This is a genomic window from Salinarimonas sp., from assembly GCF_040111675.1.
Taxonomy (GTDB): domain Bacteria; phylum Pseudomonadota; class Alphaproteobacteria; order Rhizobiales; family Beijerinckiaceae; genus Salinarimonas.
Genome location: NZ_CP157794.1, coordinates 410,330 through 423,720, shown reverse-complemented (window position 1 = coordinate 423,720; position 13,391 = coordinate 410,330). Strand labels below are relative to the sequence as shown.

Here is a 13,391-nt window from a genome sequence, read left to right as displayed (position 1 = left end):
AGCATTCATATTCTGTTTCTTAGCCCGCCCCGAGATCGGCAGGAAATGATCGAGACCCCCGCCCGTATCGAGCCCTGCTTCTTCGAGGACGAGATCCCGCGCGTCCTCGCCGACCTCGTGAGCGAGATCCAGGCCGAAGCCGGCGAGCTCGGGCGTGGTCTTCATGCGGACGCCGCGGCGGAGCTCGCCGAGCTCGTCCGCGTCATGAACTGCTACTATTCGAACCTGATCGAGGGCCACGACACACGGCCGAAGGACATCGAGCGGGCGCTCGCGGGGGCCGAGCTCGACCCCGAACGTCGACCCTTGGCGCTGGAGGCGCGGGCGCACGTGCTCGTGCACCGCGCCATCGACGAGGCGCATGCGGAGGGCCGGCTGGAGAGCCCGACCTCCGTCGCCTTCGTTCGGTGGGCGCATCGGCGCTTCTACGAGGAGATGCCCGACGAGTTCCGGGCAGCGCGGGGGCGTGACGGCGCGCTGCTGCCGGTCGTGCCCGGCTCTTTTCGGACCGACGACCGGGAAGACGTCGCGGTTGGCCGGCATGTCCCGCCGTCGTCGCACCGGGTCGCGGACTTCATGGCGCATTTCGAGCGCCGCTTCGCCACGGCTGAGAGGTGGCCGAGCACCCGCGTGATCGCCATCGCCGCGGCGCACCATCGGCTGAACTACATCCATCCTTTCGTCGACGGGAACGGCCGGGTGAGCCGCCTGATGTCGCACGCCATGTGCCTGAGGGCCGGAATCGGCGGGGGCGGGCTCTGGTCGATCTCGCGGGGCCTGGCCCGGGGCCTCGCGGATCGCGGCGAGTACAAGCGTATGATGGACCACGCCGACAGCCCGCGGCGGGGCGATCTGGACGGGCGGGGCAATCTCTCCCAGGCGGCGCTGCGGGACTTCTGCGAGTGGTTCCTGTCCGTCGTGCTCGACCAGATCCGGTTCACCCGGGCGGCGTTCCGGCTGGACACGCTGGAGGACCGCTATCGCCGCCTGCTTCGGGATCTCGGCTACGACGCCCGCTCCGAGGGCCTGGTCGCGGCGGCGCTCCGGTTCGGCCGGATCGACCGCGGCGACGCGCATATCGTGCTGAAGGCGCCCGAGCGCACGGCGCGGACCGTCCTTTCGAAACTGGTCAAGGCCGGCTTCCTGACCTCGGCCACGCCGAAAGGACCGGTACGGATCGCCTTCCCGCTGGACCATCGCGATCGTCTGTTTCCGAACCTGTTCGCCGATGGCGTCATCGACGCGCCGGAGCCTCGGGCGATCGGGCGTGGGACCTGACGGACCTGCGGCCTGGGGCGGACGCACGTTTACAGTCACCTTGCAGCTGCGCAATATGCGCCCGCCGAACGGCGAACCGGAGGGCGAGGGGAGCGGCATGAACGACGGGCAGACGTGGTACTACGCCGAGAACGGCGCGCAGCGCGGTCCCTACTCCGAGGCGCAGATGACGGCCCTCGTCCGGGACGGCGCGCTCGCCCGCGAGACGCTGGTCTGGAATCCCGGCCTGACGGAATGGACCGCGCTCGGCGAGACGAGCCTCGGCGGCCTCCTGCCCGCCGTGCCGCCGCCCCCGCCGCCTCCGCCGCCGCCCGCCGGGAGCGGCTCGGTCCCCTCCGTCGGCGCCCCGAGCCTCGCCAAGAACGCCCCGGCCGGCGCCCCCGCCCCGGCCGCCGCCGGCGCGCCGCCCCATGCCGACGCTCGGCCCGCGCCGGACGACGCCGATCTCTCGATGTGGGACTATTTCGTGCGCGCCGTCACGCGCGACTACGTCGGCTTCCAGGGCCGCGCCCGGCGCAAGGAGTACTGGAGCTACGTGCTCTTCTCCTTCCTGATCATCGTCGGCGCGACCTTCGTCGCCGCCCTCCTGTTCGGGGAGGAGCTCGGCAACGTCGTCAACGGCCTCCTCGGCCTCGCCTTCCTGCTGCCGGGCCTCGCGGCGCTCGTCCGGCGCCTGCACGACGGCGGCTATTCCGGCTGGCTCGTGCTGCTGCTGCTGATCCCCTTCCTCGGCTTCGTCGCGCTCCTGGTGCTCGCGGTGCTGCCCACCGAGCCGCGCCCGAACAAGCACGGCCCCGTCCCCGCCGGCGTCGACGTGGCCTGACCCGTCAGCGCCAATCGCCCCGCGCCGCCTGCACCAGCGCGAGCGCCGCCACCGCCGCGGTGTCGGCGCGCAGGATGCGCGGGCCGAGCGACAGGCGCACGATCCGCTCGCGGGCGAGCAGGACCTCCCGCTCCGCGGGATCGAAGCCGCCTTCCGGCCCGATCAGCACGGCGAGCGGTCCTTCCGGCGCGGCCGCGAGCGCCGCCAGCGGATCGGATACGGGGGCGTTCTCGTCGCAGAAGACGAGCACGCGCTCGGGCTCCAGCGCGGCGAGGGCGGCGTCGAGCTTCGCCTCCTCCGCGACCTCCGGGATGACGAGGATGCCGCATTGCTCGGCCGCCTCGATCGCGTTGGCGCGCATGCGCTCCAGGTTGACGCGCGCGGCCTGGGTGCGCCGCGTGAGGACGGGGCGCAGGCTCCCCGCGCCCATCTCCACCGCCTTCTGCGCCATGTAGTCGAGCCGTGCGTGCTTGAGCGGCGCGAACAGCCAGGCGAGCGCCGGGCGCGGGGTCTGCGGGCGCGTCTGCTCGAGGGCCAGCAGGGAGGCGGCCTTGCGACCCTCCGGCTGCACCTGCGCCCGCCATTCCCCGTCGCGCCCGTTGAAGACGAGCACGTCCGCGCCGGGGCCGAGCCGCAGCACGTTGAGCAGATAGTTCGCCTGCGCCCGCTCGAGATCGAGCCGCGCGCCGCGCGTGAGCGGGCGATCGAGGTAGAGCCGCGGGGCGGCGAAGTCGGTGGCGGCCAAGGCGGTCTCCTGGCAGGTCGAGCGAAAGGCGGCATTCTCGCCACAATGGAATGGTTCACCCGCGCGGTTCGTCGGCGCGGTTCGCCGGGGTTCGCCGCGACGGCGCGCGCGCTGGCGTGGCCGGCCCGGATCTGATAAGCGCGAACGAACCGATCGAGCAAGTCGCCGCGCCGGACGCGGCGCGGGGCAGGGGCGAGGGCGAGATCCCTCGACGAGGACCATGAGCATCGACACCACCCGTCCGAAGCGGCTTTTCCCGGAGCGGATCCTTCCGGCGCTCGGCCTCGCCGCCGCCGTCGCTCTCGCGCCGAGCGCGGCCGTCGCGCAGGCCAACGTCTGCCAGAGCGTCGGCCCGATGCTGGAGGAGCGCCGCTCCATCGTCGAGAAGCTGAACGCGCTCGGCGACGAGAACGTCGATCCGCGCCCGGCCTGCTCGGCCCTGCGGGAGCTCGAGGCGAACGGCCAGAAGCTCGTCGACTTCATCGGCGAGAACCAGGCCTGGTGCCAGATCCCCAACGATTTCGCCCAGAACGTCCGCCAGGATCACGAGCGCGTCTCCGGCATGCGCGCCGAGGCCTGCCAGGTGGCCGCGCAGGTGAACCAGGCCGAGCGCGCCGCGCGCCAGGCCGCCGAGCAGCAGCAATTCGGCGGGCCCGGCCTCACCGGCCGCTTCCCGATCCCGCAGGGCGCGCTGTAACGCGCCGTGCGTCGCTCAGGGTTCTTCCGCGGCGCCGACCGGCCCGTGCCAGACGCGGTCCGGGGGCATTGGGCCGATCGGTTCACGCCGGTCTCGGCGCGCCCCTACCTGCGCCTCGCCCGAATCGAGCGGCCGATCGGCTGGTGGCTGCTGCTGATCCCCTGCTGGTGGTCGGCGGCGCTCGCCGCGCTCGCCGCCGACGCGCCCTTCCCGAACCTCTGGCATCTCGCGCTCTTCCTCGTCGGCGCGGTGGCGATGCGCGGGGCGGGCTCGACCTACAACGACATCGTCGACCGCGAGCTCGACGCCCGCGTCGCGCGCACGCGCGACCGCCCGCTGCCCTCGGGCCGCGTCTCGCTGAAGGGCGCATGGGCCTTCGTGCTGGCCCAGTGCGCGGTCGGTCTCGCGGTGCTCCTCCAGTTCGACCTCTTCGCCATCGCCACCGGCTTCGCCTCGGTGGCGATCGTGCTCACCTACCCGTTCATGAAGCGGGTGATCTGGCTGCCGCAGCTGGTGCTGGGCCTCGCCTTCTCCTGGGGGGCGCTGATGGGCTGGGCCGCCGCCTTCGGGTCGCTGGCGCCCGCCCCGCTCCTGCTCTACGCCGCCGCCATCGCCTGGGTGGTGGGCTACGACACGATCTACGCGCTCCAGGACATCGAGGACGACGAGATCGCCGGCATCAAGTCGGCGGCGCGGCTGTTCGGGGAACACGTGCGCCCGGCGGTGGGCGCCTGCTACGCGCTGAGCGTCGCCCTCCTCGCCGGCGCGCTGGCCGCCATCGACGCCGGCCCGATCGCCTGGCTCGGCCTCCTCGCCTTCGCCGCCCATCTCGCCTGGCAGGTCGCGACCCTCGACCCCGAGGACGGCGCGCGCGCGCTCACGCTCTTCCGCGCCAACCGCGACGCCGGGCTGATCCTGTTCCTCGGCCTGTGCCTGCAGGCGCTGGCGTGAGGGCACGGGGGCGAGCGCCTGCATCGTCCGCGCCGCTCGCGCGTTGACCCCTCGAGGCATGCGCGCGGCGGGCTGGCCCGCGACCCGCGCTGGGATTATCGTCGGCGCAAACCGAACAGGGAGACAGGGATGGCTTTCAAGCACGCGATCGACCTCGCGCTCGGCCGGCAGATCGGCGGCGCCGGCATTCCGGAGACGGCGATCGAGGCGGCGCAGACGCTCTCGCAGACCGGAATGGAGCGCCTGCGCCAGGAGGCGCAGGCCGGCAAGCTGCCGCTTCTCGCGGTCCCCGCCGACACGAGCGACCTCGCCGCGATCCACGAGGCGGCCGAGCGCATCCGCGGCGGCGGGACGACCGACGTCGTCTTCCTCGGCACCGGCGGCTCGAGCCTCGGCGGGCAGACGCTCGCCCAGCTGAAGGACTACGCGGTGCCGGGGCTGGGCCGCCTGGCCGAGGGGCCGCGGGTCCATTTCCTCGACAATCTCGACCCGCTCACCTTCGATCTTCTGATCGAGAAGCTCCCGCTCGAGACGACGCATTTCGTCGCGATCTCGAAATCCGGCGGCACCGGCGAGACCCTGATGCAGACGATCGCCGTGCTCTCGGCGCTCGGCCGCGCGGGCGTGAGCGCCGGCGCGCGGATGACGGGCCTCTCCGAGCCCCGCGGCGCCGGCGGCGCCGGCACGAACGCGCTCAGGGACCTGCTGGAGCCCGAGGGCGTGCCGTTCCTCGACCACCACACCGGCATCGGCGGGCGCTACTCGGTCATGACCAATGTCGGCCTCCTGCCGGCCGCGGTGATGGGGCTCGACGTCGACGCGATCCGCGCCGGCGCGCAGGACGCCGTCGCGCCGATCCTGGACGCGAAGCAGGCCTCCGAGATCCCGGCCGCGGAAGGCGCGGCGCTCGCCATCGCCTCCGCGCTCGAGGGCAAGCCGATCAGCGTGATGATGGCCTATGCCGATCGGCTGGAGCGCTTCACCCGCTGGTGGGTGCAGCTCTGGGCCGAGAGCCTCGGCAAGGACGGCAAGGGCTCCCAGCCCGTCGCCGCCATCGGGCCCGTGGACCAGCACTCCCAGCTGCAGCTCTATCTCGGCGGGCCGAACGACAAGGTGTTCACCGTGATCACCACCGGCTGCGCCGGTCTCGGTCCGCACATGGACGCCGAGCTCGCGAAGCGCGCCGGCCAGGAGGGCTTCGCCGGCAAGACGATCGGCGATCTCGTCGCCGCGCAGGGGCGCGCCACGGCCGACACGCTGGCCAAGAACCACCGCCCCGTGCGCACCATCCACGTCGACCGGCTGGACGAGCGCGCCATGGGCCACCTCCTCATGCACTTCATGCTGGAGACGATCCTCACCGGCTACGCGCTCGGCGTGAACCCCTTCGACCAGCCCGCGGTCGAGGAAGGCAAGATCCTGGCGAAGCGTTACCTGGCGGAGGGTTGAGCGGGGGAGCGGGGCGCCCCCGGGGCGCCCTTCTTCCGACGATCTCGGACGATCTTCTCGGAAAACCGCGCGGGCGCGGTCGACACGGGGACGAATTGCGGCTCCAATGCGGCGTCCCGTCGCAGACGCGTTCCGGCCGCCCATGATTCGCTCCCCGCGCCGCCCCCTCCTCGTCTCCGCGACGGCGCTCGTCGCCGCCAACCTGATCCCGCTCGCCGGCGTTCTCGCCGGCGGGTGGCGCGTCTACGACGTGCTCCTGCTGTTCTGGGCCGAGAACGTGATCATCGGCCTCGTCAACGTGGCGCGGCTCCTCACCCTCTCCGCCCGCGGCGATCTCGGCGCGGCGGGCCTCGCCGCCTTCTTCGCCGTGCATTACGGCCTCTTCACCCTGGTCCACGGCGTCTTCGTCGTCACCCTGTTCGGGCCGGCGGGGGCCTCGCCCGTCGTGGCGCTGGGGCTGCTCGCGAACCCCGCGCTGGCGCTCCCCCTCGCCGCCCTGGCGGCGAGCCACGGCGTCTCGTTCCTCGCGAATTTCGTCCTCGGCGGCGAGATGGACCGGGTGACGCCCGGCGCGCTGATGAAGGCGCCCTACGGACGCGTCGTGGTCCTGCACGTCACCATCATCTTCGGCGGCTTCGCCGTGGAGGCCTCCGGCGCGCCGATCGTCGCGCTCGCGCTGCTCGTCGCGCTCAAGATCGCCGTCGATCTGGCCGCCCACCTCGCCGAGCATCGGCGCATGGGGGCTCCCAGGGAGGCTCGAAGGCCCGCGCCGCGCTCGGCCTGATCACGCCGATTTCACGCTCCTTTCGCGCGGAACCCGTGTCCGGAAAGACACGTTCACCCCGATTGCAGGCGCCTGCGGTGCCGGCCCACCGGCCGCCACAATCCCGCCGCAAGCTGGGACCGTTCGCGACCTACGCGTCGACCCGCGGCCGACCCTGTGAGCCGCGCAAACGATGGACCCGACATGCCGGACAACGCCGACCCTCAGCCTCGTCAGACCGCCTCCACCGCCGGAGGCGCGCCAACCACGTTCAAGCCGGTCGCGCTGCCGGCGCTCGCCGGCGTGCTGAACGCCCGCAAGGTCTGCGAGCGCAAGGCCGCCCAGCAGGCGACGCCACGGCACGAGGATCTCGACCGCTTCGGTCGGTCCTACACGGCCTGAGGACACGGCCCGCGGCGTCGGCGCGCGCTCACGGCGCGACGCCGGCCGCATGCGGACAAACCCGCGGGGGATGGACAGCCTCCGGCGCGGCTGCGACGATGCGGCGAGAAGAACACGAGCTCGCACGAGCCGAGGCACGCCGCTTATGCAGACGCTGTATCTCTGCCATCCCGCCGCTCTCGATCACGAGACGCCGCTCGGCCATCCCGAGCGGGCGGACCGCATCCGCGTGATCGAGCGCGCCCTCGAGGACGAGGCGTTCATGACCCTCGTGCGCGAGCAGGCGCCCTGCGCCGAGCGGGACACGCTCGCGCTGGTTCATCCGCGCCGCTACGTCGACGCGCTGATCGAGGCCTCCCCGCGCGAGGGGATCGTGCCGATCGATTCCGACACGGTGCTCTCCCCCGGCACGATCGAGGCGGCCTTGCGCTCGGCCGGCGCCGCCGTGCAGGCGGTCGACGAGGTGATGTCCGGCAAGGTCGCCAACGCTTTCGCGGCCATGCGCCCGCCCGGCCATCACGCCGAGACGGCCCAGGCGATGGGCTTCTGCTTCTTCAACAATGCGGCGATCGCCGCGCGCTTCGCGCAGAAGACGCACGGGGCCGAGCGCATCGCCATCGTCGATTGGGACGTGCACCACGGCAACGGCACGCAGGACATCTTCTGGGACGATCCCTCCGTGCTCTACTGCTCGACGCACGAGATGCCGCTCTATCCCGGCACCGGCGCGCTCGGCGAGCGCGGCGAGCACGACACCATCGTCAACGCCCCGCTCTCCGCCGGCGACGGCTCCGACATCTTCCGCGAGGCGATGGAGACGCGCGTCCTGCCCCGCATCGAGGCCTTCGCGCCCGACCTCGTGGTGATCTCGGCCGGCTTCGACGCGCATTGGCGCGATCCGCTCGGCAACGTCATGCTGACGGAGGCGGATTTCAGCTGGGCGACACTGAAGCTGATGGAGATCGCGGACCGCCGCGCGAAGGGCCGCGTCGTCTCGCTGCTCGAGGGCGGCTACGACCTCGAGGGCCTCGCCCGCTCCGTCGCCGCCCACGTCAAGGCGCTGATGGGGCAGGCCTGACGCCCGCCCCACGGCCGCGCCCGGGCCTTCAGGAGAGCCCGCGCTCCCAGTCGGAGACCTGGCGTTCGGCCTCCTCCTTCTGGATGCCGTAGCGCTCCTGGATGCGCCCGACGAGCTCGTCGCGATGGCCCTCGACCCGCGTCAGGTCGTCGTCGGTGAGCTTGCCCCATTGCTGCTTGGCATTGCCCTTGAACTGATTCCAGTTCCCGCGCACCTGCTCCCAGTTCATGATCTCGCTCCTCGTCTCGTGACGTGTGCAAGCCGAACGAGGACGGGCGGAGCCGGGTTCCGGGTGTCGCCCCCGCGCGCCCGACGCCCCGGCCGTGAATGACAGGGGTGGGGTGCCTCACTCCGCGAGCCAGCCCAACGGATCGCCGTCGACCTGCATCCAGCGGCTCGACACCGGGCCGGGGAGGGGCTCGTCGGTCTCGAGGAAGGCGCGGAGCGCGTAGAGCCGGCGACGCAGCCGGGCGGCGGCGTCGGTGTCCTCCCCGACGGTCTTCCCGGCGCTCGTCCCTGCGAGCGTCTCGGCGTCCGCGGCGGCGAGGGCCAGCGTGAAGAGCGCGCCGCGGCGGCTCTCGGGCCTGAGGTCGCTCGCCCGGGCGGCGATGTGCGCGAGCGAGAGATCCGCCTCCCGCACCACCCGCGCCGCATGCTCCCGCTCCTCCGGATACCGCGCCTCCTCCACCACCCGCTCCGCCGCCGACCGGCGTACGAGAAGCCGCTCCGCCTCGGCGCACAGACGCGCGAGCGGACACGCGGAAGCGTCGTCCGGCATGGGGTGGGACTTTCGTTGCGTTGTGGGTCTAGGGGACTGTATAGTCGAGATCGCAGTCCAATGCAAGATGCTATATCTCACTTTTTGCGAGTTTCGCGTGCCGAAGTCGTCGATCAGCAGCGAGCAGGTGCGGGCCGCCCGAGCGCTGCTGCGCTGGGAGCAGACGGACCTCTGCCGCGAGTCGGGGGTCTCGCTGGCGACGATCCGTCGGCTGGAGGGGCGGCCGGGGCCGCTGGCCGGGCATGCGAGTACGGTGGAAAAGCTGCGGGGGGCGTTCGAGCGGGCGGGGGTGAAGTTCTTGGGGGCGGATGGGGCCGAGGGTGAGGGATTGCGTCTTTCAGGAGCGCCGCAGAGGGTACTTTCAATCCGGCAGGTACAAAGATGAACCGGGGAAAACAACTCGCAACAGTGGATTCAGGGCCCGACTGATTGCCGAAAAGTCTTTAGCGACATCAATTGCCAGTTCGAGACCGCGCTTCTCGCCCTTCAATTTTCTCAAATCGCTCTTCGAAAATCCATTAGATCGAAACAAGGCCAGAACGATCTCGGACCATATCAGTTCCTTCTTATTTAAATTGTCGATTACCCAAAACACGTCGTTACCGTTATTTGTATATCCTAAGGCAGGTCGTAGTTGGTTCTGTTCAAGAGAGAAGCCGATTCGGAGAATATGTTCGATCGATCTGTGTCTTATGCCTCGAAGCCCAAACTGCTCAAGGAGGTGATCAAGCGCATTCTCATACTCGATGTAACCAACGTTGCCTTGAAAATACATCCTTAGAGTATCAACGTTCTCCTTGAATTTTCCATGCAATTGCAGAGATTGCATTTCGACTGGATCCGTCAAAAAATACGACTGGCTGAATGGATGAGCTTTCAACGATGAGAATGCGACGCAAGCGGTCTTGAGTATATTCATTTCACCGCTGATGTCGGGTTCGAACCAAAATACTTTTAGGTGGAGATGGCCATGATTAAGAGACTCTTGAAATGCGCCTTCGTCAAGGGCAAAACCATTCCACTGATTGCAGTGAATGATCTCAAGAAACTTTCGGCTTTCGAAGATCCGGTCAATTGTGTCAAAAACCCAAATCACCTTCGCATTCGTTATTTCGGAGAATCGTCTTCTGAAGTAGTGATCCCTATGCAAAGGAGAGCTAACCTGACACTCAAAGTGCAGGAGCTGCGAGCCCATCTGCGCCGAGATATCAGGACGCCGACGAAGATTTGTTGTTTTGTCTACAACTGTCTGCTCAAGCCGTACATCCGAGAACGAACCATCCCTGAGCAATATGTTCAATAGGCGAGCCTCAAGCTCTCGGTGGGTCTCGCTTTCTTGGCGGCCTTGGTACTTGTCTTTTCGTTCAAAGTGTCTGTCTCCAGTGTACCAAGGGCAGTTTTCATTCGCATCTTTATGCTTGAAGAATACCGATTTCATATCTACGTCGTCTATAGTTTCGTATACAAAATAATCAGAATTATCTGAACGTCGCCTATATGCGCAAAGCAGCTCGCCTGCGCAAATCGCACAGCGAAAAGCTGCCTGGTGGGAGGTTCTGCTAGAGAGAATTTGCTCGCGAAGCGGCGCTAGACTCGCGTACGCATCGAGAATAGCATCTGCGTCACGAATTTGCCCTAGTCTGGTTTCGTAGACGCGCTTTATTCTGCGGTCCATTCTGGCAATCTCCAGCCTGATTCGGATAGAATAGTACAATATGGGCGAGCGGATCCAGCTCGCCGTCGGCGTTCGCAAGGGAGATTTTTGAGTGCGCACACCTAGAGCAGATCGCTTCCTGATGGAATCGCGCGGGGGATTCCCTTCGAGGCCAGTTCGTGATTCACGGTAGAGGCTGGCGGAGGAGGCCAGCCGCCATGACGAAGCCCCTCTCGATGGATCTGAGGCAGCGCGTCCTCGCTGCGGTCGATGCCGGCATGAGCCGCCGGGCCGCGGCGGACCGCTTCGGGATCGCGCCGTCCGCGGCGGTGAAGTGGTTCAACCTTCGGCGCGAGACGGGCTCGGTCGCGCCGCGGGCGCAAGGCGGCGACACGCGGTCCGGGCGGATCGAGGCGCTCGGCCCGGTCATCCTCGCGATGGTGGAGGAGGCGCCGGATCTCACCCTCGTCGAGATCGCCGAGCGGCTCGAGCGCGAGCACGGCGAGCGCTTCGCGCCCTCGACGGTGCACCGCTTCTTCGGCCGCCACGGCCTGACGTTCAAAAAAAGTCCGGCCACGCCAGCGAGCAGGACCGCGCCGACGTCGCCGCGGCCCGCGAGGCCTGGTTCGAGGAGCAGCCCGAGCTCGACCCGCAGCGGCTGATCTTCATCGACGAGACCTGGCTCAACACCAAGATGGCGCGGTTGCGGGGCCGCGCCCCCGAAGGCGAGCGCCTGCGCGCCGGCATCCCTCACGGCCATTGGCGCACCACGACCTTCGTGGCCGGGCTCAGGATCGGCGGGATCGACGCGCCGATGCTGATCGACGGCGCGATCAACGCGGCGAGCTTCCTCGCCTACGTCCAGCAGGTCCTGGTTCCGACGCTGAGCCCCGGCGACGTGGTGATCATGGACAACCTCGCCAGCCACAAGACCCCCGCCGTGCGCGAGGCCATCGAGGCGGCCGGAGCCGAGCTGCGCTTCCTGCCGCCCTACAGCCCGGACTTCAACCCCATCGAGAACGCCTTCGCCAAGCTGAAGGCCCTGCTCAGGAAGGTCGCCGCCCGGACGCGCGACGCCCTCTGGAGCGCCGTCGCCGACGCCATCGAAGCCTTCCCGCCAGAGGAATGCGCGAACTTCTTCACCGCAGCAGGATATGAACCCGAGTGGTGAGAATCTGCTCTAGTGAGCGGAAGCCCTTGTCGCTCTCCACACTAACCGCCGCAATCGCGCCCGGACTCGTGACCGTCAAGGATTACGGGGACGCGAGCTTCATCAGCCTGCCGATGGTCTATCCCAGCGGCGCCTTCGTCGCCGTGCGGCTGACCTATGCTCCGGCGGGCATTCGGGTGAGCGATTCCGGCTTCGCCTATCGCGAGATCGAGAGCTTCGGAGCGGGGCGGTCGTTCGCGAAGACGGCGCGCGCGATCGCCGACGAGCACGACGTCGAGGTCGGCCCCCGCGAGGTGTTCGTCGACGTGCCGGTGGATCAGGTCGAGCGGGCCATCTTCGACGTGAGCGCCGCCTCGAAGGCGATCGCCGAGCGCATCGTCACGAACGCATCGCAGGCGGCGGAGATCGCCATCGAGGAGGTGCTGCAAGAGCGGCTCGAGCGCGTGTTCCCCAAGGCGGTGGAATATCGCGGCAAGCTCCAAGGCGCCTCGGCGACCGAATGGGATCTGACCGCGATCGCGCGGCTGAACGGCCGCGTCGCGGTTTTCCATGCGGTGCCGAACTATCCCGTCTCGGTCTTCAAGGCGAGCACCGCCTTCCACGACCTCGCGGCCCGCACCGATCCGCCGGGCCTCGTCGCCGTCGTGCGCAGCAAGGCCGAGATGGGGCCTTCCTATGCGCTGCTCGCGCAGGCGGGACGGGTGATCGAGGTGGACCAGGCGGACGAGGCGTTCATGCGCGCGGCGGCCTAGAGCCGGAGCGCTGCGTCCCCACCGGGGGAAGGATGATGTCCCACGGGAGCCGTCGCTCCTGCATCGTTCCCGTGTAGAGTCGGGCGCGGTCGTGTTCCCGCGGAGCCGTCGTGCCTGCCCTCCGCCGGCGCGCGCAGGGGAGGTCACCGCGCAGCGGCCGAAGCGTAGCGGAGGAGGGCGAAGCCCTTGACCGGACCGAGCACGACGGCACGCTCGGAAAAGGAGACGACAACGCGCCGCTCCCCGTGTCATCCCCGGCCGGAGCCGCGAAGCGGCGCAGGAGAAGGGGACCCAGCACGACTCTTCGCCGCGCAGCGGCGGCTTCTGGCGGCGACCAGCCGCCCGGCCGGCGGCAATAGAGCGCCTTCGGCGCACTTTCTGCGCTGGGTCCCCTTCCCCTGCGCGCCTTCGGCGCTACGGCCGGGGATGACAGGGGTGGCGCGGGTCAGGTCGGAACGAGCTCCTCCCAGTCGGGGTTGCCGGCCTCGATCAGCTTCAGCTTCCAGGCCCGGATCCAGCCCTTGAGCTGCTTCTCCCGGGCGATCGCCTCGCCGACATCCTCGTAGGTCTCGTAGTAGACCAGCGTCGCCACGCCGTAGCGTCGGGTGAAGCCCGGGACGTCGCCGCGCTTGTGCTGCCCGGCGCGGCGCGCCAGGTCGTTCGTGACGCCGATGTAGAGCGTCCCGTTGCGGCGGCTCGCGAGAATGTAGACGTAGTAGAGGCGCATGGGTCATAGAAGTTGTACTTCACCGCATCATACGACCAAACGCCGCCCCTGTCATCCCCGGCCGGAGCGCGCTTGCGCGCGCAGGGGAAGGGGACCCAGCGAAAGAATGCTCGCGGCGAAGCC

General features: G+C 69.2%; 15 protein-coding genes. 10 read left to right on the top strand and 5 right to left on the bottom strand.

Going from position 1 to position 13,391, the window contains the following annotated elements:
• Window positions 1-45: 45 nt before the first annotated feature.
• Window positions 46-1,278 carry a Fic family protein gene (locus ABL310_RS01955; protein ID WP_349370037.1) on the top strand — a complete coding sequence of 411 codons (1,233 nt, stop codon included), beginning with the start codon at window positions 46-48 and terminating at the stop codon, window positions 1,276-1,278.
• Window positions 1,279-1,375: 97 nt separating this feature from the next.
• Complete coding sequence (locus ABL310_RS01950) at window positions 1,376-2,101, top strand: DUF805 domain-containing protein (protein WP_349370036.1); 726 nt, start codon at window positions 1,376-1,378, stop codon at window positions 2,099-2,101.
• Window positions 2,102-2,105: 4 nt separating this feature from the next.
• On the opposite strand, the gene ABL310_RS01945 is transcribed toward ABL310_RS01950, so the two are convergent.
• Window positions 2,106-2,846: a 16S rRNA (uracil(1498)-N(3))-methyltransferase gene (locus ABL310_RS01945; protein WP_349370035.1), complete on the bottom strand. Its 741-nt coding sequence runs from the start codon at window positions 2,844-2,846 to the stop codon at window positions 2,106-2,108.
• A 220-nt stretch (window positions 2,847-3,066) separates the two neighbouring features.
• On the opposite strand from ABL310_RS01945, the gene ABL310_RS01940 reads away from it, so the two are divergent.
• The 6 genes from ABL310_RS01940 to ABL310_RS01915 all read left to right on the top strand — a co-directional run bounded on the left by ABL310_RS01940 (window position 3,067) and on the right by ABL310_RS01915 (window position 8,186).
• The gene (locus ABL310_RS01940; protein WP_349370034.1) at window positions 3,067-3,543 is read left to right on the top strand and encodes a hypothetical protein; all 477 of its coding nucleotides are present in this window, start codon (window positions 3,067-3,069) and stop codon (window positions 3,541-3,543) included.
• Between the two features lie 45 nt (window positions 3,544-3,588).
• Window positions 3,589-4,494 (top strand): 4-hydroxybenzoate octaprenyltransferase, encoded by a 906-nt coding sequence (gene ubiA, locus ABL310_RS01935; protein ID WP_349370033.1) that lies wholly within the window; start codon window positions 3,589-3,591, stop codon window positions 4,492-4,494.
• Window positions 4,495-4,623: 129 nt separating this feature from the next.
• Window positions 4,624-5,943, top strand: a complete 1,320-nt coding sequence (locus tag ABL310_RS01930; RefSeq protein WP_349370032.1) for a glucose-6-phosphate isomerase — start codon at window positions 4,624-4,626, stop codon at window positions 5,941-5,943.
• A 142-nt stretch (window positions 5,944-6,085) separates the two neighbouring features.
• A complete protein-coding gene (locus tag ABL310_RS01925) occupies window positions 6,086-6,727 on the top strand; it encodes a DUF6498-containing protein (RefSeq protein WP_349370031.1) in 642 nt (213 codons plus the stop codon).
• A 183-nt stretch (window positions 6,728-6,910) separates the two neighbouring features.
• Entirely contained in the window at window positions 6,911-7,108 is a 198-nt protein-coding gene (locus ABL310_RS01920) for a hypothetical protein (RefSeq protein WP_349370030.1), read from the top strand.
• Between the two features lie 145 nt (window positions 7,109-7,253).
• On the top strand, window positions 7,254-8,186 hold the full coding sequence (locus ABL310_RS01915; RefSeq protein WP_349370029.1) for a histone deacetylase family protein: 933 nt from the start codon (window positions 7,254-7,256) through the stop codon (window positions 8,184-8,186).
• A 28-nt stretch (window positions 8,187-8,214) separates the two neighbouring features.
• On the opposite strand, the gene ABL310_RS01910 is transcribed toward ABL310_RS01915, so the two are convergent.
• The 3 genes from ABL310_RS01910 to ABL310_RS01900 form a co-directional block, all read right to left on the bottom strand.
• Window positions 8,215-8,415, bottom strand: a complete 201-nt coding sequence (locus ABL310_RS01910; protein WP_349370028.1) for a CsbD family protein — start codon at window positions 8,413-8,415, stop codon at window positions 8,215-8,217.
• Between the two features lie 117 nt (window positions 8,416-8,532).
• Window positions 8,533-8,964 (bottom strand): hypothetical protein, encoded by a 432-nt coding sequence (locus tag ABL310_RS01905; RefSeq protein WP_349370027.1) that lies wholly within the window; start codon window positions 8,962-8,964, stop codon window positions 8,533-8,535.
• Between the two features lie 361 nt (window positions 8,965-9,325).
• Complete coding sequence (locus ABL310_RS01900) at window positions 9,326-10,639, bottom strand: hypothetical protein (protein ID WP_349370026.1); 1,314 nt, start codon at window positions 10,637-10,639, stop codon at window positions 9,326-9,328.
• Between the two features lie 197 nt (window positions 10,640-10,836).
• Here ABL310_RS01900 and ABL310_RS01895 point away from each other — a divergent pair.
• Together ABL310_RS01895 and ABL310_RS01890 are read left to right on the top strand one after the other, a co-directional pair.
• A protein-coding gene (locus ABL310_RS01895) for an IS630 family transposase (protein WP_349368028.1) occupies window positions 10,837-11,789 on the top strand; the annotation gives its coding sequence in 2 pieces (ribosomal slippage) (window positions 10,837-11,179 and window positions 11,179-11,789; 954 coding nt in all).
• A complete protein-coding gene (locus tag ABL310_RS01890) occupies window positions 11,783-12,541 on the top strand; it encodes a hypothetical protein (protein WP_349370025.1) in 759 nt (252 codons plus the stop codon). The genes ABL310_RS01895 and ABL310_RS01890 overlap by 7 nt, the downstream gene beginning before the upstream one ends.
• Window positions 12,542-12,986: 445 nt before the next feature.
• Here the strand turns inward: ABL310_RS01890 and ABL310_RS01885 are convergent, their stop codons facing one another.
• Window positions 12,987-13,268, bottom strand: coding sequence for a GIY-YIG nuclease family protein (locus tag ABL310_RS01885; protein ID WP_349370024.1), 282 nt, complete (start codon window positions 13,266-13,268; stop codon window positions 12,987-12,989).
• Window positions 13,269-13,391: the final 123 nt, after the last annotated feature.